The 25,262-nt window shown below is 35.0% G+C and carries 23 protein-coding genes, 2 pseudogenes and 1 riboswitch; of the genes and pseudogenes, 16 read left to right on the top strand and 9 right to left on the bottom strand.

The window, feature by feature from the left end; translation table 11 throughout:
- The first annotated feature begins 568 nt into the window (after positions 1-568).
- The 11 genes and pseudogenes from IGJ11_RS06885 (at position 569) to IGJ11_RS06835 (ending at position 8,480) form a co-directional block, all read left to right on the top strand.
- A complete protein-coding gene (locus IGJ11_RS06885) occupies positions 569-1,078 on the top strand; it encodes a hypothetical protein (RefSeq protein WP_438772461.1) in 510 nt (169 codons plus the stop codon).
- Positions 1,079-1,128: 50 nt separating this feature from the next.
- Positions 1,129-1,854, top strand: a complete 726-nt coding sequence (locus IGJ11_RS06880) for a sensor histidine kinase (RefSeq protein ID WP_438772460.1) — start codon at positions 1,129-1,131, stop codon at positions 1,852-1,854.
- A 2-nt stretch (positions 1,855-1,856) separates the two neighbouring features.
- A complete protein-coding gene (locus IGJ11_RS06875; RefSeq protein WP_251849143.1) occupies positions 1,857-2,603 on the top strand; it encodes a LytR/AlgR family response regulator transcription factor in 747 nt (248 codons plus the stop codon).
- 108 nt (positions 2,604-2,711) lie between these two features.
- Positions 2,712-3,308, top strand: a complete 597-nt coding sequence (locus IGJ11_RS06870; protein ID WP_053766837.1) for an accessory gene regulator B family protein — start codon at positions 2,712-2,714, stop codon at positions 3,306-3,308.
- On the top strand, positions 3,292-3,450 hold the full coding sequence (locus tag IGJ11_RS06865; protein WP_010737642.1) for a cyclic lactone autoinducer peptide: 159 nt from the start codon (positions 3,292-3,294) through the stop codon (positions 3,448-3,450). The genes IGJ11_RS06870 and IGJ11_RS06865 overlap by 17 nt, the downstream gene beginning before the upstream one ends.
- 690 nt (positions 3,451-4,140) lie before the next feature.
- Complete coding sequence (gene amaP / locus IGJ11_RS06860; protein ID WP_010737641.1) at positions 4,141-4,704, top strand: alkaline shock response membrane anchor protein AmaP; 564 nt, start codon at positions 4,141-4,143, stop codon at positions 4,702-4,704.
- A 12-nt stretch (positions 4,705-4,716) separates the two neighbouring features.
- Positions 4,717-4,905, top strand: coding sequence for a DUF2273 domain-containing protein (locus IGJ11_RS06855; RefSeq protein WP_010719095.1), 189 nt, complete (start codon positions 4,717-4,719; stop codon positions 4,903-4,905).
- A gap of 12 nt (positions 4,906-4,917) precedes the next feature.
- On the top strand, positions 4,918-5,463 hold the full coding sequence (locus tag IGJ11_RS06850; protein ID WP_010719096.1) for an Asp23/Gls24 family envelope stress response protein: 546 nt from the start codon (positions 4,918-4,920) through the stop codon (positions 5,461-5,463).
- A 36-nt stretch (positions 5,464-5,499) separates the two neighbouring features.
- A complete protein-coding gene (locus IGJ11_RS06845; RefSeq protein WP_010719097.1) occupies positions 5,500-5,742 on the top strand; it encodes a GlsB/YeaQ/YmgE family stress response membrane protein in 243 nt (80 codons plus the stop codon).
- A gap of 282 nt (positions 5,743-6,024) precedes the next feature.
- Positions 6,025-7,804 (top strand): annotated as a pseudogene (locus tag IGJ11_RS06840) (1-deoxy-D-xylulose-5-phosphate synthase).
- Positions 7,805-8,006: 202 nt separating this feature from the next.
- Complete coding sequence (locus tag IGJ11_RS06835) at positions 8,007-8,480, top strand: YbaK/EbsC family protein (RefSeq protein ID WP_063627150.1); 474 nt, start codon at positions 8,007-8,009, stop codon at positions 8,478-8,480.
- 283 nt (positions 8,481-8,763) lie between these two features.
- On the opposite strand, the gene IGJ11_RS06830 is transcribed toward IGJ11_RS06835, so the two are convergent.
- A complete protein-coding gene (locus IGJ11_RS06830; RefSeq protein ID WP_053766841.1) occupies positions 8,764-9,534 on the bottom strand; it encodes an ankyrin repeat domain-containing protein in 771 nt (256 codons plus the stop codon).
- Between the two features lie 228 nt (positions 9,535-9,762).
- Here IGJ11_RS06830 and IGJ11_RS06825 point away from each other — a divergent pair, with 228 nt between their 5' ends.
- The 4 genes from IGJ11_RS06825 to pbp4 all read left to right on the top strand — a co-directional run bounded on the left by IGJ11_RS06825 (position 9,763) and on the right by pbp4 (position 15,427).
- Positions 9,763-10,377, top strand: coding sequence for a flavin reductase family protein (locus IGJ11_RS06825; protein ID WP_207432124.1), 615 nt, complete (start codon positions 9,763-9,765; stop codon positions 10,375-10,377).
- Positions 10,378-10,835: 458 nt separating this feature from the next.
- Positions 10,836-11,001, top strand: a riboswitch (M-box (ykoK) riboswitch).
- Between the two features lie 113 nt (positions 11,002-11,114).
- Entirely contained in the window at positions 11,115-12,308 is a 1,194-nt protein-coding gene (locus IGJ11_RS06820) for an FtsW/RodA/SpoVE family cell cycle protein (protein ID WP_034698076.1), read from the top strand.
- Between the two features lie 79 nt (positions 12,309-12,387).
- Positions 12,388-13,269, top strand: a complete 882-nt coding sequence (locus IGJ11_RS06815) for an LCP family protein (protein ID WP_207432130.1) — start codon at positions 12,388-12,390, stop codon at positions 13,267-13,269.
- Positions 13,270-13,390: 121 nt separating this feature from the next.
- Positions 13,391-15,427, top strand: a complete 2,037-nt coding sequence (gene pbp4 / locus IGJ11_RS06810) for a penicillin-binding protein PBP4(5) (protein ID WP_207432131.1) — start codon at positions 13,391-13,393, stop codon at positions 15,425-15,427.
- 113 nt (positions 15,428-15,540) lie between these two features.
- Here the strand turns inward: pbp4 and IGJ11_RS06805 are convergent, their stop codons facing one another.
- The 8 genes and pseudogenes from IGJ11_RS06805 to IGJ11_RS06770 all read right to left on the bottom strand — a co-directional run bounded on the left by IGJ11_RS06805 (position 15,541) and on the right by IGJ11_RS06770 (position 23,804).
- Positions 15,541-16,743: an MFS transporter gene (locus tag IGJ11_RS06805; protein ID WP_207432134.1), complete on the bottom strand. Its 1,203-nt coding sequence runs from the start codon at positions 16,741-16,743 to the stop codon at positions 15,541-15,543.
- A 175-nt stretch (positions 16,744-16,918) separates the two neighbouring features.
- The gene (locus IGJ11_RS06800) at positions 16,919-17,371 is read right to left on the bottom strand and encodes a MarR family transcriptional regulator (RefSeq protein ID WP_063627145.1); all 453 of its coding nucleotides are present in this window, start codon (positions 17,369-17,371) and stop codon (positions 16,919-16,921) included.
- Positions 17,372-17,442: 71 nt separating this feature from the next.
- Positions 17,443-18,594, bottom strand: a complete 1,152-nt coding sequence (locus IGJ11_RS06795) for a cation:proton antiporter (RefSeq protein WP_010719107.1) — start codon at positions 18,592-18,594, stop codon at positions 17,443-17,445.
- A 246-nt stretch (positions 18,595-18,840) separates the two neighbouring features.
- Positions 18,841-19,365 carry a DUF308 domain-containing protein gene (locus IGJ11_RS06790; RefSeq protein ID WP_251849141.1) on the bottom strand — a complete coding sequence of 175 codons (525 nt, stop codon included), beginning with the start codon at positions 19,363-19,365 and terminating at the stop codon, positions 18,841-18,843.
- Between the two features lie 70 nt (positions 19,366-19,435).
- A complete protein-coding gene (locus IGJ11_RS06785; protein WP_010737628.1) occupies positions 19,436-19,783 on the bottom strand; it encodes a DUF2200 domain-containing protein in 348 nt (115 codons plus the stop codon).
- A 148-nt stretch (positions 19,784-19,931) separates the two neighbouring features.
- The gene (ahpF, locus tag IGJ11_RS06780; RefSeq protein ID WP_207432138.1) at positions 19,932-21,470 is read right to left on the bottom strand and encodes an alkyl hydroperoxide reductase subunit F; all 1,539 of its coding nucleotides are present in this window, start codon (positions 21,468-21,470) and stop codon (positions 19,932-19,934) included.
- Positions 21,471-21,481: 11 nt separating this feature from the next.
- Positions 21,482-22,045, bottom strand: a complete 564-nt coding sequence (gene ahpC, locus IGJ11_RS06775; RefSeq protein WP_010737626.1) for an alkyl hydroperoxide reductase subunit C — start codon at positions 22,043-22,045, stop codon at positions 21,482-21,484.
- A 212-nt stretch (positions 22,046-22,257) separates the two neighbouring features.
- Positions 22,258-23,804, bottom strand: a pseudogene (locus tag IGJ11_RS06770) (helix-turn-helix domain-containing protein).
- 143 nt (positions 23,805-23,947) lie between these two features.
- On the opposite strand from IGJ11_RS06770, the gene IGJ11_RS06765 reads away from it, so the two are divergent.
- The gene (locus tag IGJ11_RS06765) at positions 23,948-25,189 is read left to right on the top strand and encodes an LPXTG cell wall anchor domain-containing protein (RefSeq protein ID WP_286011555.1); all 1,242 of its coding nucleotides are present in this window, start codon (positions 23,948-23,950) and stop codon (positions 25,187-25,189) included.
- Positions 25,190-25,262 lie beyond the last annotated feature (73 nt).

The raw sequence follows: 25,262 nt of genomic DNA, 5'->3' as shown, positions 1-25,262 counted from the left end.
ATAAATAAAAGGATGGACAAACGCCTTTTTCAATAAAGAAAAGGCGTTCTAACGAATCATATTATATTTTAAAGCTGTAAAACTATTACTAAAAATGGACTATTTCTCATTTAAACAATGTATTCCCTAACCACTAATACATCCTTGTAACCCTGAAGTTACGCCAGTGGGATTAAATTTCATCAAAACAAATCAAAATCTCGCATAAAATATTTATCGCAATAGATTAATTATAACATATCTTTTGCAAAAAAGATATTTAATTTAGATTACATTTGCGATAGTTTTAAATAACAGAACTTTTAAGTAGAAAAACGTATCATTATCATGTTTATACCCTCCCAAATCTAAAGTAAATATGCTAAAATCACAAATAACAACGAAGATCATGATTGGTTGGGAAAATTTATTTCTATTTTTCGTTATTAAAATTAGGTGTACAAATAACTAATTGTTTTATTTTGTTTGGTTGTGGAGAGTGGAGAAACAAAATACGCTAGTATAAATTGTTATATAAGTATGGATAAAAATTTCAGATAAAATTATTAAGTTGTTAGGGGAAGTTTAAATGAAATTAAATGAAGAAAGTTTATTTATCCTAATTTTGATTGGTCAGCTTTACACTGTTTTTATGGCTCTTGGTTATCTAAGGAATCTTTTATCAAATAAAAAGTTTCAGTTGTTTTCGTTTGTTAGTGTAATCGCTTATATTGCTTTATATCAATGGATCAATATCATAGCGACAGTTATCTTATGGGCTGGGTTATGTCTAAGTATCTATATCATTGATCGAAACATTGATATAGCGATATTTTATCCTTCGATTATTTTATTTTTCTACATATTCATTGATGGAACAGCCAAATATCTATATAAAATTTTAGGTTGGGATATCAGCGATTTTTTTACAGCTGTTTTAGGAACAGGTTGTTTGTGGATCGTTACTGTTTTTCTAAAAAAAATGGTCATACCAAAGATTATTAGGGATAAAACGACTCTAAAAATAGCGGCCATCGTTGTTTTTTTACGATTATTGTTTATTTTATTAACATTTGTAGTGATCGTTTTTCTGTTTTAGCAAGATTCCTAGTTATCAGTAATGAATTATTTACGGTTCTTTATGGTGTAATGTCTACCATAATTTATTGTGTACTACTTTTTATCAAGAAAAAAGAATTCGAAACACGAGAACAGCAAAAAGAAATGCGTCACCTGATTGAATACAGCGAACAGATCGAAAATAATTATCTTGCATTACGAAAATTTAAACACGATTATAAGAATATTTTGTTTTCAATAGAGGATTATATTCAAACAAAGGATATTGAAGGGCTGCAAAAGTATTTTTATCAAAGTATCAAAGCAACAGAAACGATTTTTGAAGAAAACAATCTCCCAATTGCTTCGATTTCAAATCTTAAAATTAGAGAGATAAAAAGCATTATTTTGAGTAAATTATACGTGGCTAGCCAAAAGGGTGTCGAAGTAAACGTAATGATTCCAACACCCATTACGGATATCGCTATCTCAACAGTCACACTTGTTCGTATGCTAGGGATTATACTGGATAATGCAATTGAAGAATCAGCCTTTTTAGAAAAGGGAAAAATTGAATTGACTATTATGGAGGAACACAAAAATTGTTTTTTTGTCTTAATGAATCAATGTCGTTCGAGTATTCCTAAATTACATGAATTGAAAAAAGTAAATTTTACTACTAAAAAAGGAAATCAAGGACTAGGACTAACGAATCTGGACGAGCTTGTTCATTTGAACGAGAATGTTTTTTTAGAAACAAAAATTGAAAACAATCGCTTTATACAAATCATAACGATTAGTGGAATGAGGGGCTAGTAATGTTAAAAATATTTGTTTGTGATGATGAAATTGCTCATCGTAATAAGCTTACTCGAATGATTACAAATTATTTATTGATGAAAGACTATGATGTTCAATTCCAATTTGCTACGGATGATCCAATGATGATCTTGTCGTTTATTTCAAAACATAAAACAGAAGGAATCTATTTTTTGGATAATGATCTAAAAACGGATTTAAATGGGATCGAGTTAGCAAAAAAAATCAGAGATTACGACCCAACAGCAAAAATCATTTTTGTGACAACTTATACAGATCTAGTCTATTTAACTTTTTTATACAAAGTAGAAGCATTAGATTACATTGTCAAAGATAATATGGATACTTTTCAAAAGAGAGTGACGGAATGTATTGACGTCGCAATTGAACGCTATTTGAATACAAATCTGGAAACTAGACCCCAAATTTGGATTAAGAATGGTCCAGTTGATGTAAAGTTATATGTCGATGAAATATTTTATTTTGAATCTAGTCCAACACCCCATAAATTGATCGTCTATTTAGATAACCGCAGAATTGAGTATATAGGGAAGATTAAAGAAGTAGAAAGTATGTATGAGGTATTTTGTCGTTGCCATCAATCTTATGTAGTTAATCTGATGAATGTGAAAGAGATCAATAAAAAAGAACGAGTGATCACTATGGCCAATGGAGCAAAATGTTTAGTTTCTACTCGTCATTTAAAAAAAGTAGTAAATCAGTTCAAGAAATTAACCAGTTGTTGATTACATCTCCAGGTATTCCGCACTTTTGATCAAATAACGTTCACTTTTGATAAAACCAACTATCTTATAAAAAAACAAATATAATATAGATGAAAAGGAGCGGATCAAATGTCGGAAGAATCTATATCTTTAGAAGAAAAAGTTTCAAAAACAATTAGTAAGCGGATAGGAAGACAATTACAATTGTCAGAAATTGACTTGGCAAAAATGGAATATGGATTAGCTGTTCTTCTGGTAATTAGTTCAAAGATATTTTTTATCTACTGTTTAGCTGGGTGTCTTCATATTATTCTGCCGGTTTTGACTACTCATTTGGCATTTACACTAATGAGAAGAACAACAAAAAGTTTTCATGCAAGAGATAGTAATGTATGTACGGTCTTAAGTCTATTTTTCTTTGTCTTATTACCATATCTAGTTACTACTTTTGCTGTAGATGTCACAAGAGCCAGCTTTGTGATCTGCAGTCTCATGATTTGCTTGATCTTGTGGTTCAAAGGGATAGTGATCGCACAAAAACCGGCGAAAAGTTCGTTGCTAAATGGAAAGAGCCAGATGATAGTGGTCAGTTTGTTCCTTACTATTTTTGGTGGGATTCAATCAAATAACCGTATTCGTACCTTACTGTTGTTAGGCATGATGATCTCAACCCTTTTAATGTTTGTTCAAAAAAGAAAGGATGAAGAAAATGTTAAAAAAAATTAGCTCAAGAAAATTAAAATATATGCGAATTTTAGCAACTGTTGCTATTGCTGTTGCTACAGAAGCTATAGGTAAAGGAACAATGTGTACAGGAATTATTTATGAACCAAAAGTACCTGATGCATTGAAACAAATCGAAAAATAAACTTGGAAATCGAAATACTAGTGGAATAAAAAGAATTCATTATACGAAATAAGTCTTAGGATCAAAAATAGTAGTTGCTATTTTGACCCTAAGACTTATTTTTTTCGATAATTTTGTAAGAGCAAAACAAATATAAAAAAGAAAAAAGATTCCCATAATGTCGTTGTCCAACTAAATTCTTTTGAAATTCCAAAAAATAAATTCCCTGCATTAGAAACGATTAAATAAATTAAGGTAGTTATTAGAGCATAAATTATTTTCTTTACCATAATCTCACAACACCCCTTTTTTCAAAAACATGGCTAAAGCGTTCCATTTCTTCAAATGATCTTTACTTAAGTATAATTCATTTAAAAGATATTTGGAAAGAAATTTTATCTGTTTTTTACAGATAAGAAAGAAGAAAGAGAGTAGGAAACGATAAATATTAGAAAATTTTCATAGCAACTGATAGTTTTTTGTAATAATAACTGAGCATTATCTTTGCATTTTTTAATGTAGACTACTATCCTTTAAATATACCCAATAGAAAAAAGGCAACACAGTCTATTGGAGGGAAACGTTATTTATGAATGATTGTCATAGAAAGTGAAAAAAGGCTATTAGTATTAGCATGGCATGGTAGCGCTTTCTATTAAATCTTGTAAATAACATGTGTGATCACGGTCAATTAGAAGTAGGAGGTGGAGAATGAATAAAGGGTGGAAGATCGTCGGTATTCTTGCAAGTTTATTCTTGCTGACGGTGCTTTTAGGGATTGCGTTGATCAACGCACCGTATATGATGCCAGAACAGTTGGAACGTTTTCGATTTTTTGTCATAACGAACTACTACGTGCAACAATATCTATTTTGGACAGCTGTCGTTTTTGCTATACTTGTGCTTATTTTGTTATTAGTTGTTCTTTTCTATCCAAAATCCAAAGGAACGTTTGTTTTAAAACAAAAAGATGGAAAACTGACTTTAGACAAGAAAGCAATCGAAGGGCTTGTGCGATCACAATTACATGAAGAAGAATTTGTTGGTTCACCAAAAGTTCGAGTACGCTCAACAAAAAATAAAATCAATGTCCATGTAAAAGGGGATTTAAAACGAACATCCTCTTTAATTGGTAAAACAGGAGAATTGATGCGTGACATTGAACAACAAGTGGCACGAGTACTTGGTACTGAACAAAACATCGCTGTAGCTGTTACTTATAGTGGATTTGAAGATTACGACAGTAATGCACACAAGCACGCTCGAGTAGAATAGGAGGGGCCCATCATGAAAGAGATATTTTCAGCGTACAAGCTCCCTATTATCTTCGGGGGACTTGGCTTACTGTTAGCTGTTTTATGGATAACAGTTGGATTTTTTAAAACACTTCTAATATTAATCATGACTGCTATAGGTGCAGGCATTGGTTTTTATTTGAAAGAAACAAAAATATTTGATCAATTTTTTAAATCTTAGGAGGAACTGGACATGGAAAACAAAGAAATCAAAAACACAAATACAATGACATCTGAGAATAACCATATTTCACGTGGAGAATTAACTTACGAAGATAAAGTAATCCAAAAAATCATCGGTTATGCTTTGAAAGATGTTGACGGTTTATTAACATTAGATGGCGGTTTCTTCTCAAACATTGCTGAAAAATTAGTGAACACGGATAATGTCACAGCAGGAATCAATGCAGAAGTTGGTAAAAAACAAGTAGCTGTTGACTTAGATGTAGTTGTAGAATACGGAAAAGATATTGAAAATATCTATGATCAAATTAAAGACTTGATCAGCCGTGAAGTGAATGATATGACACATTTAGATGTAATCGAAGTGAATGTGAATGTAGTTGATATCAAAACACAAGAAGAATATGCAAAAGATCAAGAAACTGTCCAAGACAAAGTGACAGATGCTGCTAAATCAACTGGTCAATTTGCTTCAAAACAAACAGATAAAGCAAAAGCAGCTATGAATAAAGGAACACAAAAAGTGAAAGAAAACACTGAACCACGTGTTCAGTAATTGATTGTTAGTAAAAGAAATTAGGAGGAAATTAAAATGGGATTTATTTGGTCATTAATCGTCGGTGGTATTATCGGAGCAATTGCAGGGGCTATTACAAATAAAGGTTCTTCAATGGGAATCATTGCTAACGTAGTCGCAGGTCTAGTTGGATCAGCGATCGGACAAGCTTTACTTGGCACTTGGGGACCAAGTATCGGGGGCATGGCAATCGTTCCATCATTGATTGGTGCAATCATTCTTGTATTGGTCGTATCATTCTTTGCTCGTAAACTGTAAGAAATTGATCGGATCATTTGATCGATCATAAATAAAATCAGAAGCTGAGACAATTATTGTCTCAGCTTTTTTTATCTACTTTAAAAAAATTCGGTCCAGTTAGTAAAGTTTATTCGTGTAAGCTGTTTAGAATAAAAATATCATTGTTATTGTGAAGTTTTACTCAAAATCCTCTTGACTTAGAGTTGACTCCAAGTAGTACAATATCTTTTGTGGTAAGAATTAGTAAGACCGAAATGAGTTATTCTTTTCGGACATGTTATTGCAAAAGGAGAGAGAATAGTGAGTATAAAGACAAACATCTTAGACCAAATCAATGGTCCAACAGAGGTAAAAAAACTAACGATAGACGAAATGTCTGAATTAGCTACAGAAATGAGAGAAAAGATTTTACAAAAAAATAGTGCGATCGGAGGACATGTCGGACCAAATTTGGGTGTCGTGGAATTAACAATTGCTTTCCACCATGTGTTTGACTCGCCCAAGGATAAAATTGTTTGGGACGTTTCCCATCAATCTTATGGACATAAGTTATTAACTGGTCGTAAAAATGGATTTGAGGAGGGAAGCTACCACGAAATTAGTGGCTATTCCAATCAACATGAAAGTGAACATGATTATTTTACTGTGGGGCATACTTCAACTTCGATCAGTTTAGCGGTCGGTCTTGCAAAAGCCCGTGATTTGAAACAGGAGAAAGGAAATATCATTGCTTTTATCGGGGATGGTTCCTTAAGTGGAGGCTTAGCTTTTGAAGGTTTGAATAATGGTGGAACAATCAATTCTAATTTGATCGTTTTAGTGAATGACAATGAAATGTCCATTGATGAGAATCAGGGAAGTTTATATCGTCATTTAGCAGAGCTTCGTGAAAGCAATGGGACAAGTAATGATAATTTATTTAAAGCGATGGGGTATGATTATCGCTACATTGCGGATGGTAATGATTTAGAAACAGTAATTGAGGTTTTCAGAGAAATTAAAGACATTGACCATCCAATCGTTTTACATGTTCACACCGAAAAAGGTCATGGCTATGAGCCAGCCGTCGAAAACAAAATGAAATATCATTGGCATGTACCGTTTGATTTAGAAACAGGCGAAGCGAAAAATGCTCCTACTAGTGAAAGTTTTAATCAAATAATGATGAACTATCTTGATGAAAAAACGAAAACAAGTGCAACGCCTATCGTGGCTGTGAATGCTGCGATTCCAGGAATGTTTGGCTTAAAGGAATTTCAAAAAAAACATCCAGAACACTACTTTGATGTGGGGATTGCAGAACAACATTCGATCACATTTGCTTCTGCTTTAGCATCTCAAGGGATTCGACCTGTGGTATTCCATTCAAGTGTGTTTTTACAACGAGCATATGATCAATTATCTCATGATTTAGCGATCAACGAAAATCCAGTAGTCATTCTAATTGGTGGAGCAAGCATTTCAGGAAGTGATCGTACCCACCAAGGAACTTTTGATATTCCTTATCTTTCAAGTATTCCTAATATTAAATATTTAGCGCCAGCTACGAAGGAAGACTTACTTTCGATGTTGGATTGGAGTTTAGCGCAAACCGATTCACCGGTTGCTATTAGAATCCCTGCTCATGGTGTGACATCTGGTGAAGCAATCGCAAAAGACTACGCTATTCCAAGTTACCAACGCTATTCCAAGTTACCAACGCTTGGTTGCTGGAGATAAAGTTGCAATCTTAGCACTAGGTGGCTTCCTTGAATTAGGTAAACAAGCTTTAGAAGAATTTGCGAATCAGGGGATTTCAGGCACTTTGATTAACCCTGGAACGATCACCGAACTTGATCATGAAACTTTAGAAGAATTAAAAGAAAATCACCAATTGATTATCACTTTAGAAGATGGTAGTCTTTCGGGCGGATTTGGTGAAAAAATCAGTCGTTATTATGGAGATTCAGCAATCCAAGTTCTAAACTTTGGTTCTCAAAAAGAATTTACTGATAGTGTACCTGTTCAAACATTGTATGAACGTTATCATTTGACACCAAAACAAATCGTAGCAGATAGTCTTAGCAGTTTAAATCAATAGAAAAAAACAGAGTAAATTCGTGATATCAAACGAATTTACTCTGTTTTTTTTAAGAAATCCGACTTAAATAAACTATATTTATATTATGTAAACAAAGTTAGGGATAAACCGAACGAGTAATGAAATAAACATTGCTTTTATCGATAAAAATCCCATAAAATAGAAAAGTAAAGAAATAATCTATTTTTAAGGAGGTATTTTTTTGATTGATTTGCAAGAAATATTTACACAAAACCAGATTGCGTTTGAACTTTATCGCCATCGCCCAATTTTTACCAATGAGGATGCGTTAGTTGTAAAAGAGGAACAAGGGTTTAGTGGTACTGAGACGAAGAGCTTGTATCTAAAAGATAAACAAAACAATCGCTACATTTTTTTAACCTTCACGACTAAAAGAAGCGACTTTAAAAAATTAAGCAAACTGATTGGTAAAAGAGTGTCAGTTGTTTCGGCTGAAGAAATGGAAGCGGAAACGGGACAAAAGCCAGGTGCTGTTTCACCATTTGGTTATGAATCATCTGTTCCTGTCATTATTGATGAAGAAATATTCGCTCAGGAAAAATTAGTATTTGCACCTGGTAGACCTGATCAAACCATGGTAGTCAAAGTGGCAGATTTAGATAATATCATTCAAGTATTAGAAATAAAAACGTATGTATTACCAGCAGTGGAGTGACCTGTAACCATAATGAAACAGGTTCATCTTAAGTGAAATCTTTTGTTTAACGAAGGTTTCGTGATAGAAAAACTGCGTATGAGTAAAGGCGCAGATGTGACGTTCCATACCAAAAAGCTTAGCTGATCAGAAAGTAAACCGAACATGGTTCAGACAAAAACGATGAGACGATCGTGAAAGTAAAACAAAAAAGCAAATGTCTAAGCTATAAACAAAAGTGTCATTTTGTTATAAAACATCGATCATCAGCTTTTTTATTTGGAAATTATTGTTTACCCTGTAATCAAGTTAATTGAGATAGTAGTTGATCATATCCTAATTCTCTGGCATAATCTTCGGCAGTTTTTCCTTGATTATCACGCAATTCTTTATTTGCACCATGAGCCAATAATTCTCGGACGATGTCTTGGTAGATCTTTGAGCCATCTCGCAAAGCCACAGCTTCAATCAAGGCAGTATAGCCATAATGATTTTGATGGTCGATATCAACACGACCATCAGTTAGCAAAAGTTTGACGTTGGCTAAATGTCCTTTTTCGGCAGCTGGTATCAATGCATTACCACCAAAACGGTTAACGATCGACTGATCAGGTTCACTATTTTCAAGCATATAAGTAAGAATCTCAGTTTTTCCTTGTGCGCCAGCATATAAGTAAGGGCTATCTTGAATATGATCTTGTAAGTTGATGTTCGCACCGTGATCAATGAGGATTTTTGCAATATCGATCATATTATGGTGGACAGCAATCAATAATGGGGATTCTCCTTTTTCATTTTGTTCATCAATCATCGCAGTTGATTGGTCTAACAACGTTTGAACTAGATTTAAATCCTCGGCACTAACAGCTTGTAACAAGCGACCTGGAGCAATTGACATTGGTGTTTCCTCCTTTGATGGATGGTTGGGATTAGTTGGTAAAGGCGCAGAAGTTGTAGAATCCAAAACAATCGAATTCGTGCTAGTATTAGTACCATTTGATTGAGAGGAATGATCGGCACATCCTGCAAATACCAATAACGTAGGGAATAACCATAGGATTGAATAAGGTTTCATGAAAACGCCTCCTCCATATTATTTTAGTTGAAATAGCCATAAACAGCAAAATAAATACTTGCTAAACAATGCACAGCTCTTTATATAGAGGCAAAAACGTAATAAGCAACGCTTCCAAGACGGATTCTTGACAAAAAAAGAACAATGATAGATAGTAAAAAATAGTGTCTGACTAAATCTAGACAGGAGAACAGCTTTTGATTCTGTCAAATGAAAGTAGGGGAGTAGATGTTTACACGTTTGTCATCTCAATTAACAGAAAGAGAAAATTATAAATTACTGATTGGTTCAATTATTCCCAGACCAGTAGCTGTTGTTTCAACATTAACTGAGAAAGGGAACTTAAACATTGCGCCATTCAGCTATTTTAATATCGTTAGTTCAAATCCACCCATCGTTTCGTTGGCTGTCCAAAGAAAAAATGAGCAGATGAAAGATACTGCTAAAAATATCTTAATAAGGAAAGAAGCAATTATCCAAGTTTTAGATGAGCAAAATGTGGTGGAGGTCAATAAAACAGCAGCAACTCTTCCGCAAGAAGAAAGTGAACTAACCTTGACTAACTTGACTACGAAAATAAATAGGAATGGTTCAATTCCACCAATCAATGAGTCAAAAATTGTTTTTGAAACAGATTTATATGACCATCTCGAAATTAAGAATGAGCAAGAAGTTACTGCCGATTTTTTCTTATTAAAAATCCATACGTATCAATTAAATGAAGAGGTATATGATCCAGTATCCGGGAAGATCGATCCCAAGAAACTACAACCAGTTAGTCGATTAGCAGGGAATGATTATGCAACCTTAGGGAAAATCTTTACCATTCCTAGGCCAAAGTGAACCACATGACGATAAATATGTTATTTTTAGAGGATGTATAATCCTAAAAATATTATTATAATATTGGCGTAAGTTCATTTCTTTCATGAATGGAGTAAGAAATAAAATTTAGCTAAAACATTTTTTAGTTATAAAAAACAATAAAGTTTTTTTAGGTAAACCGAATGATTTAAAGTTTTATTTAAAATAGGCAAGTAAAAAGGCAAATATGAGACTTTTTAATGTATGAATTAACTGGTATGTAAATGTTAAGATAACTTGAAAATTTATTCCGAAAAGTGAAAACGAGAAAAATAAAACAGAAAAATCAATCAAGTCAGCAAGGTATTTTCATACTAAACGACTTCCTAAAAAGGGGAAATATATTAAAGATTGATTAATTTTGTTTTTTTATCAAATAAATGATTGCTAAAATAGTTAAAGAAGCTTACTATTAACTCTGTAAAAAATAAAAATAGTAATAACCTTGTTAGGTGAGGCTCCTATACAAACATATGCTATTGCTCAGAAACGTCGAAAGACGCCAATGAGTCAAACAGGAATTGTCGGATTAAGGCTTTTTCAAATAGCTAAGAGTGTTTCTTTACGTTGTATAGTGCTAAAACTCGGACGATGAGATGATGCTAGGTCAGAATTCTTGTTCGAAAAGGTTTCTGACCTTTTCTTATATTCTATAACTGATTCTATATTTAACTGCTCGTGTTCGCCTAACTTGTGTAAGAGGAGGGGGATATGCGATGTGGAAAAACAGAAAGATCGACTGGTTGATTTTAGGCCCTTATTTGGCTTTGTCAATTGTCGGTCTTTTAGAGATATATAGTGCTAGTTCCTATCGTTTATTGGTAGCAGGAAGTGATCCTAAAAGCTTATTTATTCGGCAATTTTTGTTTATTATTCTTAGTTGGGGCGTAATTGTATTGACCTATTCCATCAGATTACAAGTTCTACTGAAACCAAGAATAATAAAAGCTGGATTGATTGTATCGGGCTTATTATTAGCGATGATGAAACTCGGGATTTTTGCTGTAACAGTTAATGGTGCCCAGCGGTGGGTTTCAATCGCTGGAATCCAATTTCAACCGTCAGAAATCGCAACCATTTTTTTGATTTTATATTTAAGTCGTTTTTTTAGAAATGACCGCAGTGTTCCTGAGAAGCTTCATATACCAGTGTTAATCGTGGGCGGAATTGCCGTGCTTGTTTTGTTTCAACCTAAAATTGCGGGAGCACTGATGATTTTAGCTATTGCTGGAGCTATCTTTTGGGCTGCAGCTATTCCCATTAAAAAAGGGCTGATAATTATCGGAGCAGCGATTGCTAGCTTGATCTTAGTAGCTGGCTTAGTTTTACTACTTGAAAAGCATCATTTGTTACCTTCATTTTTTGAACACGCTTATGACCGAATCGCAATGGTTCATAATCCTTTTTTAGATGAACATGGTGCAGGATACCAGATGAGTAACTCTTACTATGCACTATACAACGGTGGCCTATTTGGTCGAGGAATGGGGAATAGTATTACTAAAAAAGGTTATCTCCCTGAATCCGAAACAGATTTTATTTTCTCAGTCATTGCTGAGGAGTTTGGGTTGATAGGCGCATTACTTGTTTTGTTTTTGCTTTTCTTATTATGTATGCGAATCTTCCAAAAGAGTACGAAACAAAAGAACCAACAGGCAACTTTGATCTTAATTGGTGTAGGGACATGGATACTCGTTCAGACAAGTATCAATATTGGAAGTATCCTTGGTTTAATTCCAATGACAGGTGTACCATTGCCATTTGTCAGCTACGGAGGAACAAGCTATTTAATCTTGTCTTTTGCTATTGGATTAGCTTTGAATATCTCGTCTCGACAAGTGAAAGAGAAAAATAAGCAGGTTGAGAGGTTACAACTCAAGAAACCTGAACTGTTAAACAAGAACAATTAAGAATCTCTCAATTGGACTATCATAATAAAAAAATGGCTATATTTCAAGTAAGAGGTTCGGTTAGAAAGAGGAATCGAAAATGAAAACATTTCAAAAAGTGATTTTAGGTCTATTGACGGCAGTCGTCATTGTCATCGGCTATTTTTCTTTTGAGTTTGTTCATGGTTATTCTTCAACGAGTCGAGCAGACGTTGTACCAAAAGTAGAAGCCAAAAGTGTTCCTAAGATTATCAATGTGGCATTGATTGGCTCTGATGCCCGGTCGAAAGAAGAGAATGGACGTTCAGATTCTTTGATGATTGCTCAGTATAATCAAAAAACTAAAAAAGCAAAATTGGTTTCGATTATGCGTGATTCTTATGTAGATATACCTGGGCATGGTCAAGATAAAATCAACGCAGCTTATTCATATGGCGGGATTGATCTTTTGAACCAAACATTGAAAGAAAATTTCAAATTTGAAACACCTTATTATGCAAGTATCACCTTCCAAGATTTCATTGATTGTGTCAATGAGCTATTCCCTAACGGTGTAGATATCAATGCTGAGAAAGATTTAGACTTGGATGGTGTATACATCAAAAAAGGTGAACAAACGATGGATGGGAATACCTTATTGCAATATGCGCGTTTTAGAGAAGATGCTGAAGGAGATTTTGGACGGATCAGAAGACAACAACAAGTGATCAAAGCAATTTCTAAGCAATTAAAAGATGTGACTTCCATCCTTAAATTACCAAAAGCAATCGGTCAACTCTTGGGAAGTATTAAAACGAATTTACCTGAAAGTGTATTAATTGATTGTGGTATTGATTTCTTAAAAGATGACAAACCAATTGATACGTTATCTGTACCAGTTGAAGGTAGTTGGAATTTTAATGATTACACACCTTCTGGTAGTGTACTAGAACTTGATTTAGAAAAAAATCAATTAGCAATCAATCAGTTTTTAGACCAATAGATTTACATTTTATTTAAAGTGTAAGAAGTTAGAAACAAGCGATTGTCGTTGTGTTCTAGCTTCTTTTCTTATGGTAAAATGGATAGAAGTTAAATCAAGAAAATGTGAGCGGAGGGACAAAATGAAACGAAGTGACAATCATCGTAGGAACAAGACTGGTGTTTATCTAACAAGCGCCCTTGTTTTGGTTCTTGCGGCTGGTGGCGGGTATTTTTACTATCAAAAAACGCAAGAAGAGCAAGTGGTTTCAGCAGGAGAAAAAACGATCCAACAGTTTGCGGAACGTTTAAGTACTGGCGATTACAAAAAGGCGATGTCATACACGCAAATTGATTCACAGACTAAGAAGACAATTTCTGAAAAAGAAGCTCTTGAAAAATACCAAAACATTTACGGAGCTGTGGCCATAAAAGGCTTGGAAATCTCTAATTTAAAAGTGACGAAAAAAGATAGTGAAACCTATTCTTTTTCTTATAAAGCTAAAATGAATACAAGCTTAGGCGAATTAAAAGACCTATCATATAAAGGAACTTTGACAAATAAAAATGATCAGATCAAAATCAACTGGCAGCCGAACTTGATTTTTCCTCAAATGGAAGATACGGACAAAGTAAGTCTGACTAGTGAGGAAGCTAAAAGAGGCGATATCCTTGATCGAAATGGAAAGAAATTAGCAACGACGGGCAAATTGAAACAGTTAGGGATCGTTCCTAGAAAGCTAGGAGAAAAAGAAGAGAAAACAGCAAACATCAAAGCAATTGCTGCAGCTTTCGATCTTTCAGAAGATGAAATCAATCAAGCTATCTCTCAAAGTTGGGTACAACCGGACTACTTTGTTCCTCTAAAAATCATTGATGGACAAACCCCCGAATTGCCAAGCGGAGCAGCGATCCAAGAAGTTGATGGTCGCACCTATCCGTTAGGCGAAGCAGCAGCGCAATTGATTGGTTATGTTGGTGATATCTCAGCAGAAGATATCAAAAAGAATGCTGAATTAAGTAGTAATGGTAAAATTGGTCGTTCTGGTCTGGAAATGACTTATGACAAAGAACTACGTGGCACCAATGGGGGGAAATTGAGTATTACGGATGCTGATGGGGCAGAAAAAGAAGTATTGATCGATCAAGAAGTGAAAAATGGTCAGGATATCAAATTGACTCTTGATGCCGATGCTCAAAAAATCGCATTTGATAGTTTAGGTGGAAAAGCGGGTTCAACAGTAGCGACTTCGCCAAAAACGGGTGAGTTGTTAGTATTAGCGAGCTCTCCAAGTTATGATCCAAACAAAATGACAAATGGGATCTCCCAAGAAGATTATCAAGCCTATACTGAAAATAAAGATCAACCATTTATTAGTCGTTTTGCTACCGGTTACGCTCCCGGATCTACATTTAAAATGATTACTGCCGCAATCGGATTAGATAATCAAACGCTGAATCCAGACGAAGTATTGACGATCAATGGATTGAAATGGCAAAAAGACCAATCATGGGGATCGTATCAAGTTACTCGTGTCAGCGATGTGCCTCAAGTCAATCTGAGAAACGCAATGATTTATTCAGATAATATCTATATGGCTCAAGAAACCTTGAAAATGGGTGAGAAGAAATTCCGCGAAGGATTAAATAAATTCATTTTTGGGGAAGACTTAGATTTGCCGATCAGCATGAATCCCGCACAAATCTCAAATAAGGATAGTTTTAAGTCAGAAATCTTATTAGCAGATACTGGTTATGGGCAGGGAGAACTGTTAATCAATCCGATCCAACAAGCAACGATGTATTCTGTTTTTGCTAATAATGGAAATCTTGTTTATCCAAAATTAGAGATAGATAAAGAAACGAAAGTCAAACAAAATGTCATTGCTTCAACAGCTGTACAGACGATTCTGCCAGATTTGAAAGATGTTGTTCAAGATACGAATGGTACCGCTCATTCTTTAGCTGCTTTAGGCATACCGATAGCAGCAAAAACTGGTACAGCGGAAATCAAAGAAAAACAAGATGAAAAAGGACAAGAAAATAGCTTCCTATTTGCTGTGAATCCTGATACAAATGGTTATCTCATGATCAGCATGTTAGAAGATAAAGCAGAAGGTGATTCTGCAACGAAACGTGCACCTGAGTTGCTCCAATACTTGAATCAAAACTATCAATAGACGAATGAATAAAACTAATCAATGACTGTAGTCACTACTTACATTTGGGCTAGGAAACCTAAATTATTTAGAATACTACAGTCACTCGATTAGTTTTTTTATATAGGGATGCTTTAGAATGATCTTTTTACTTTTGGTTTAACGATAAAAGTAGCTAAACCTAATAAAATGAATCCAATAATGAATGGCATCGTATGATGGAAAGTAGCATATAGTTGACCACCAATCATCGGACCGATCACTCTAGCTAATGCTTGGATGCTTTGTGAAGCCCCTTGGATTTTTCCTTGGTCCTCTTTGCTAGCATACGTTGAAATCAAACCATTATAGGAAGGACTAAAAATCGCATCTCCTAGCCCGAAAAAGACCATGCCGATGATAAAGCAGGGGATCGAGCTATAAAAAGCAGAAAGGATGATGACAGAATAACCAATCATTTCACTGATAATACCCATAGTGATGATCTGGTTTTCTCGCCAAAATTTTAATAAAATCGGCATAATCAACAGTTGAGCAAAAATGTCCATAATGCCAATTAACGAGAAAGTAAAACCGATGATAATTGGCGATAGATGGAAAGTATCAATTGAAAATTGTGCAAAAATCGCTTGGAATGAGCCGTTGGGTAGCCAAATCAAAAAACCTGTGATCAATAACCATTTGACTGATCGAAAAGTGAAAACCAATTGGAATTGCTTGAAGGGATTGATTTGCTGAAGAGAAAGATTTCTTGTACGTTCACGTTTAGTCAAACTTTCAGGCATGAAAAAATAACCGTAAACCGCATTACTCAAAGACAAAAAGGAGGCAACGTATAAGGGAGTTGCTGGTCCGTACTGTGCCAAGAACCCACCAATCAAAGGACCTGCTGCAGTTCCAATCCCAACAGTCGCGCTAATCCATCCAAAATATTTTGTTCGACTTTCAATTGGCGTCAAATCAGCAAAATAGGCAAGAATAGCTGAGATTTCGCCGCCGGTCAGCCCCTCAATTATTCTACCAAGAAAAAGTATCCATAAAGCTCCACCAAAGCCAAATAAATAGTACCCAATCGCAGAGCCAAACAAACTACTGATCAAAATAATTTTCCGACCAAATCGATCACTGAGTGCGCCTAACATAGGGGCGGCTAAAAACATGGAAAAAGCATAGATCGCACTGAGTAGTGTCACCGTGGTTGCTTGTTGCTGTGTGTTTTTTGTGTATTGCTCTACCATAAATGGGATGACCGGATTAACGATTGTTAACCCTAATCCAATCAAAAAGACCGAAGTGAAACCAAAAACGAGTGCATGTTTGTTGATTGTTGTATTCATATCAAAACTCCTTAGCTATAAAATGTTTCCCAGGAAACATTTTATATGGTATACGTTTATTGTTTCCTTGTCAACAATAAACAGAGAGATACTACGATAGAAGAATGAAATCTAACGAAGCAGAGAGCAAAAAATCAACCGTGATCTTAAGATCACGGTTGATTACACATGCACTTTATTTTTCTAGTTTTGTTCTTTTTAAATTTTCTCTAAAGCGACCGATAAAACGAAAAACAGTATCAAACTCTTCCTTAGTCATTTGTTGAAAAACGACCTCATTTTCTTTAAGAAATTCTTCATGGAGCTTTTGATGCATTTTGTTAATACGCTGACCTTCAGCTGTCAGGCGAAAGTAACGCTCTTTTTTATTTTCAGGTTTCTGATAGCTTTCAAGTAAGCCGTTAGTGATCATTTTTTTAGTTAGCTTACTAATCGCTCCACGAGTCATGTAACTAGCATTTGCTAATTTGGTTACATTTGGATTTGGAATTGATGCTACTTTTTCGATTAAGTCGATCTCATTTAAAGAATAGCCTTCGAGTACTTGTTCTAATTTTGGTTTATTACGCCAAGTGATCTCGTTAGTCAGATCGACCATCTCACTAATCAATTTAAGTCTTGAGTCCATTTTTCACCGTCCTTTTTCTCTAGTATAACGAATGGACATTATCATCACAACATTCATTGATAGATAGTAAGTTAATTGGCGTATACTTTTTTAGTGAAATATTTAAGAATCAGAGGTGAGATCAGAGTACTTAACAAAACAACGATCACTAAAGGAGAGTAGTAGTGATTTTCAATCAAGTTGCTTTGTTGTCCGATCTGTAAAATAATCAGTGCCATTTCACCACGAGAAATCATACCAGCTCCTACCATTAGTGCACTGTTGGAAGAAAAACCAGAGAATTTTGCTCCAATATATCCGCCAATAAGTTTAGTCAGAATCGCTACGAGTGTCAAAATCAAAATAAATAGTATCTGTTCACTAAAGTTAGAAAAATCTACTTCTAAACCAACACTCACAAAAAAGACGGGGATGAATACTGCATATCCTAAAGCTTCAACATTATTGTAAACTTCATGTTTTACTTTTGTTTGACTCACTGCAATCCCCGCAAAAAATGCCCCAATTACTGAACTTAACCCAATCAGGTCTGCTAAATAAGACATTCCTAGGCAAATGACTAATGACATAATGATAATGGCTGAATTCGCATAGATTTTTTCTGCTAGAGACATTAAAAATGGAGCGATCCATTTCACTAATAAAAAGATAAATAAGAAATAGAATAGTTGTTCCAACAAGAGTAAAGGAAGAGGTAGGTTGCTCGTAGACTTACCTGTTAAAAAAGATAAACTGAAGCTTAGCACTAGAACCACCAGAATATCATCAACGACAGAGGCACCTAGAATCGTTGATCCTTCCTTCGTATTCACAACATTCAGTTCTTTTAGTACTTCGACAGAGATACTAACAGAAGTCGCAGCTAAAATAATCCCAAAAAAGATTGCTTCATTGTTCGCTACTTGAAACGCCTCGCCAGTAAGCCAACCGAAAAAGACAGGGAAGAGGATTCCTAAAAGTGCTACAAACATTCCTGGTTTAAAATATTTTTTCAATAAGGATAAATCACTTTCCAAACCTGCTAAGAACATCAGCAAAATGACACCAATTTCAGAAAAATCATGAACTAAAATATTTGGATGAACCCAGCCAAGTCCTGCTTGTCCTAGTAATACACCAACTAACAATTGCCCAATAACAGCCGGAATCCCAAATCTTCTTGAAATATGCGAACCAATTGTAGTTGCAACAAGGATTAAACATAAAATACCAATAAACTCCATAAGATAGTCAAACCTTTCTTTATTCAATAGTCTCAAATATATAATAACATTAATTATTTTATTTGTGGTGAAAAGAGATTATCTAGAAAACTGCAAAAAGAGACTCGAAAATGAAAAATTTTTAAGAGCAAATAAAAAGAGGCAGCATTCAGAAAGTTTTACTCTTAGAAATGAAAAGCTTTTAGAAAATTAGCTTTTTCTATCTTCTAGTTAAGCAAACTAATACACATGCAACCTCTTTTTTCCTTATGAATATCTCTTGTTCACTTTGAAATAGGTAATGATTTCTGAGATACCCATGAAAATTAATAGCCCACCAAATAATTGGAAGAGTATCATGACACTTTTGAATGGATTGAATAATAAAATCAAACCACCAATCAATAAGAGAATACTATAAGCACTCCAACCTTTCGAACGGGTGTTAAGTCCGACGAATAATTGAAAGAGACTTTTTAGGATAATAACTAAACCTAAGATAACTGGTAAGAGCGAGACGATTGCTGCTGCAAAGACCCACACGATTAGTGCGAGAATAAAAAAGGCAATCCCGCTAATTAAACCAAATCCCCATGCACCCGTTTGTTTTCGGTTTTTATTTGCTTCTAAAAGATTCAAAACTCCTAATAAAACAAAATACGCTGTAATGAGGTAGCCAATAAAATGGAATACAGCTGTCGGATTGATCACAATTGCAAGTCCGGCAATGATGTAAATGGCTGACCTTAGCAATGCGTAACGCTGAAAATTCGTTCGTATCATTTCAAACATAACATAACCTCCTTTTATTCTATTGTAACGGTAAACGGTTATTCTACCAAACAAAAACCTGTTTTTTTATTTAGCTTCTTAATATTTTATCCATTTTCTTGCCTTTTGCAAGTTCATCAATTAGCTTATCTAAATAACGTATTTCCTGCATCAGTGGGTCTTTGATCGTTTCCACTCGCACACCACAAATCACCCCAGTTATCAACTGTCTGTTTGGATTCAGTTTGGGTGCTTGTTCAAAGAAGACTTGGAACGTTACTTCATTTTTCAGTTGTTTTTGTAATTCTTCTTCGGTATAACCAGTCAACCAGCGGATGATTTCATCCACTTCTGACCGAGAGTGTCCTTTTTTCTCAGCTTTTTTTACATAGAGAGGGTAGACACTTGAGAAACTCATGGTGAAAATTCGTTGATTCATGATAGCACCTCCTACGATAAGTTTTCTTTTATTATATTCGTTTGTTCAATAAATGTGTACTTATCGCAATTGTAAAAAAAGAATAAATAAAAGGCTAAGGCAAGTTGATGAATAAACTTGTCTTAACCTTTTGAGATTTGTAGCAAAGTTATTCTTTTCTCATCAAATAGTCAAATGCACCAAGGGCTGCTGTAGCACCCGAACCCATAGCAATAATGATCTGTTTATAAGCACTATCTGTGCAATCACCAGCAGCGTAAAGTCCTGCTTCACTGGTAGCACCATGGGCATCAGTGATGATTTCTCCTCGATCATTTAACTCTAGTGTTCCAACTAACCAATCCGTATTAGGAACCAAACCAATCAGAATAAACACACCTGAAACAGCTATTGTGTGTTCTTCCTGGGTGGAACGGTCGATATAACTCAACGAATCAACCTTTGTCTGACCACTGATTTCTTTCGTCTGGGCATTTAGAATGACAGTGACATTTGTTAAAGTAGCTAGTTTATCTTGTAATACTTGGTCTGCTTTAAGTGTCGGAAGAAACTCTAAAATATATACATGTTTCGCCAACCCAGCTAAATCAATGGCAGCTTCAATCCCTGAATTTCCGCCACCAATCACTGCGATTTCTTTTCCGGCAAAGAGGGGACCATCGCAATGAGGACAATAGGCAATTCCTTTGTTTTTAAATTCTTTTTCACCAGGAACATTGATTGAACGCCAATGAGCTCCTGTTGCAACAATCGTTGTTTTTGATTTCAGCTGATTGCCGCTTTTTAAATTGATTTCAAAGAGATCTGCTCCTTTGTTTAGTGATACAACTTGTTGATTTGTCATAACATCAACAGGATAAGACCGTAAATGTTCTTCGACTTGTTTCATCAATCGTGGACCTTCTGTGTAAGGTGTACCGATTAGATTTTCGATGCCTAACGTTTCTACGACTTGACCGCCAAGTGTATCAGTTACGAGTCCAGTACGGAGGCCTTTTCTAACTGCGTAAATCGCTGCGCTGCTTGCTGCTGGACCGCCACCGATAACTAGAACGTCAAATAATTCTTTTGTATTGATTTCCTTTTGTTCCATTAGATTCGGGCCAGCTATTTTTGCTAAAATTTGTTCAATCGTCATTCGTCCACTAGCAAATTCTTTTTCGTTTAAATAAACGGTTGGCACGGCCATGATTTGTTTTTCAGTGATTTCATGCTGATACATCCCACCTTCGATCATCGTATGGGTGATCAACGGATTCAAAACCGCTAAAATGTTTAACGCTTGAACAACATCAGGGCAGTTGTGACAAGTTAAACTGACATAGCTCTCAAAATGTAGAGGTTGATTAATTTCTAAAATGGATTGAATCAAAGTATCAGCTATTTTAGGTGGTCGTCCACTTACTTGTAATAAAGCAAGGAGGAAAGATGCAAACTCGTGGCCTAAAGGAATACCTGCGAAAGTGATCCCGCTAGTCTTTTGTAAAGAATTGATTTCAAAGCTAGGGGTACGTGGCAACGTCTTTTGTTCAACCGTAATTTTATCAGTCATATCTGCCACTTCGTTTACAAACTCGAATAGTTGTTGGGAATTGGCTGTGTCATCTGTACTAACCGAAAAAACGACTGGTGCTTCCATTAAATCAAGATACTGAGCTAAATTTTGTTTCGTTTCCTTATCTAACATCGGCTCATCCTCTAAATCTTTCCAACAAGATCGAAACTAGGTTTTAGTGTTTCACCACTTTCTTTCCATTTCGCTGGACAAACTTCACCAGGATGCGTACGTACGTATTGTGCGGCTTTGATTTTGTCAATCAAGGCACTTGCGTCACGTCCAATACCATCAGCATTGATTTCCATTGCTTGTACGATACCATCTGGATCTATGATAAAAGTTCCTCTTTGTGCAAGTCCACTTTCTTCATTCAATACATCAAATAGACGAGAAATGTGGTGAGAAGGGTCGCCAATCATGGCATATTCTATTTTTCCGATAGCTTCAGATGAGTCATGCCATGCTTTATGTGTAAAGTGGGTATCCGTTGAACAAGAAAAGACTTGGACGCCTAGTGATTTTAATTCATCGTATTGTTCCTGTAAATCCTCTAATTCTGTCGGACATACGAAAGTGAAATCTGCTGGATAAAAGCAAATAATACTCCAATTACCAGTAAGATTAGCATCGCTGATATCGATAAATTCTCCGTTTTTATAAGCTTGTGCGGTAAATTCTCCAACTTTTTTTCCAATCAATGACATATGAAAACCTCCAATTTATTTTACTTTATTTATAATTAATATAATTTAATAACGGTTGCAAAGTCAAAGGTTTTTTGGTTATTTTAAGAATGTCTCGTAAAAATAGGAGGTTATTTATAGGTGCAATAGAAAAAGCCGTACATGGGAATAGTGGCTGCTTCCTTTGTCTAGTAGGATTCGTCGACTATTTTTTCATGAACGGCTGCATTGGATCATTTATTAGAAAATGGTGTGCAAGATGTATAATCATTTTCTTGTTTTAATTCAAATATATATCCAGCAATTTGAGTAATTACTTTTTTCCATTCTTGCGGTGTCACATAATTGTCCAATAAATAGATTTTTTTGATATGTGACGGCAGATGCTCTAAGGGACAGTCACTGACGATGATATCACATTCTTCCATATAATTTTTTGGATGATGATCGACTCGGAAGAAAAGATCTGCTCGATTTTGACCATCAAATCTTTACTCACATAAAAATCCTTGGTGTAATTGATACCTATGACGATCGAGTGTTGAGGTTTAAAGCGATCATACAAATGAAGTAAGTCTTCAACGATCCATTGCATATTTTCTTTGATCAATAGATCTGGCAGCTCTTTACTGATTTTTTGTCTAAAAGTGACGTAGAATTGTTTGATCTCATTTTGTAAGTTTTCAAAATTTTCTTTTCCTTCATATAAAGTATAGGTAGGTAAAGGAGTATTGGGTTGATCAGGATTCAAAAAAGTACTGAAAAGTTTATTTCGAGCAAAGTTCAAGGCATAAAGTTTTTGTTGGTTGACTGGTACTTTTAAATGAAAGTGTCGGCTAAAAGACTCCACTAGCTTTTTAGAGTAAACGATGTAAGGAACATTAGCTTCTAGTAACATTTGGTAATGTTGAAAGCTAAGCTCGTCACTTTCTAGTTTTGAGATCGCTAATCTTGCTAACAGGTTGATTAAAACCCGCTGTTCATGACAAATAGATAAATGATCGTTAAGCAAATCAAATTCTGGAGTAACCAAGTATTCAATATAGTCATATTCTTTAAACTCTCTTTGGACATTCTTCAACGATGTAACTGGAAAGTTCTCTACACAGATTTTTAATAGTAAAAATAATTTCTCTTTCATCCCTCCACTTAGGGCATCAAGTAATTCTTGTTTAAAATAAGTTGTTAGTTCATACGTAATAGATTGTGGGGTCTCAATGCCATAGGGGACAGAAGTATTTGAAAAAATATTCCAATAAACATCTAAAAAACAATACTGGATCTGTACTTCCGTTCCTGCTACGATTTTTTTTCCTTTAGCTGTAAATTTAAATGCAATCCCATACAATTTAAGGAACTGATTGACAGCTTTCATTTTGGAATAAAGATAAGAGGAGCTGTAATTTGTTGTTTGACTAATGCTAACAATGGAATGACCAGTTGGTTCTAACAGGGCTGTTAAAATTTTAAAATTTGTCGATTCTAAACAGTATTTACCAAATAATTCATAATAACATTTTGCACTATCTGTATTCTTTAAATCTAAATGGACAAATTTCTTTTGCCTGATCAAAGAAACATCTTCTAAATCAAGTGTCATAAAATCCTGTTCTAATTCTTGAAGATAAAGCAAAAAATTAGAATCAGACATCTCAAAATAATCAGCGAGGTAGTGAGTGGTAATGAAGAATGGGTGTTCTGCAAGAAAAAGAAAAATATTGAGCTTGGTAACACTTTTTTTATTTAAAAGATACTTTTTGATTGCTTCTTGTGTTTGCATGTTATTCCTCCATTTGATTTTCCATCCAGCATTTTACTAAAAAATTAGCTATTTTGAACAAAAAAACAGTAATAATATTTTAGCCGTTTGTATTATCTTATGTATTGCAAGCCAAAAGTGTTTGAAACGGGGGAGATGTAAAAATGAATCACTTAAAACTTATAATGGCTACTGTTGCTTTGACAGGCCTATCGGTAACTGCCGAAGCAACGCAACAAGTAAAGATTGAAGAGCACCACCCAATCGTTACTAAAACGAAAGAGCCTGGGTGGGCAAACGTGAATTGTATCACACTACAGGATGAATTTTCCACAACAAATTCAGGAATCATGAAATTTCCGGTGGGAAAAACGGTACCAGTCAAAGCCAGTGTCAGCTATTCAGGCGATAGACAACCAATCTCACAATCCAATGTAGTATTTGAGAATGTTGATCCAGCATTGACGATTGGGTACGATCCAACTACGCTTCAGATTAATGGACATAAGGCTAGTTTTACCTTTACTGTAACATTAAATCAACATTTAACAAAGCCAGCATTATTTACGATCAAAGTAGCTGATGGCAGTCCGACAGATAATCAGCATCTTACGCCTTATAGTCAACGTCAGACAGTTGAAGAAATGCTTAATGTTGATGAGGATAATTTTACCGAATTACCAGAAATTGAACCAACTGATCCAACACCGGAGGAAAAACCAGATCCAGTTGAACCGACTGATCCAACGCCAGAAGAAAAGCCAGATCCAGTCGAACCGACTGATCCAACGCCAGAAGAAAAACCAGATCCAGTCGAACCGACTGATCCAACGCCAGAAGAAAAGCCAGATCCAGTCGAACCGACTGATCCAACACCGGAGGAAAAACCAGATCCAGTCGAACCGACTGATCCAACACCGGAGGAAAAACCAGATCCAGTTGAACCGACTGATCCAACGCCAGAAGAAAAACCAGATCCAGTTGAACCGACTGATCCAACACCGGAGGAAAAACCAGATCCAGTTGAACCGACTGATCCAACACCAGATGAAATTAAAAAACCTCAAGTGGAAATCGAGATTCCTAAGAAAGAAGAATTTCCAACTGTGCGGGAATCTTTAATTGACGTTAATACGAAAAATCAAGTAATTTTGCCAGATATGATCAAAGAAAAATCGCATCAGATGTCTTTATCAGGTAGTTTAACGCCTAAAAATGAAAACAATTATGAAATAAACAATGATAATTTCTCAGATAATGAAAAATCTCTTGGTAATGGTATAAGTGGTCAATTACCTAAAACAGCAGATAAAGCAACACCAAGCTTTATGTATCTTGGGTTTACACTTATCATTTTCTCTATTTTCGGAGTGAGAAAGTTACGAAATAGTGAAAAACAAAGTTAAAGCAAACAAATAACATTATTATTAAAAGAAGAGAATGAGGAGCACATCCTCATTCTCTTCTTTATAAAATAGA

Origin of the sequence: Enterococcus sp. DIV0691, assembly GCF_051711145.1 — a bacterium.
Lineage (GTDB): Bacteria > Bacillota > Bacilli > Lactobacillales > Enterococcaceae > Enterococcus_B > Enterococcus_B hirae.
The sequence above is the reverse complement of the archived record's forward strand: the minus strand, read 5'-3'. Positions and strand labels throughout refer to the sequence as shown.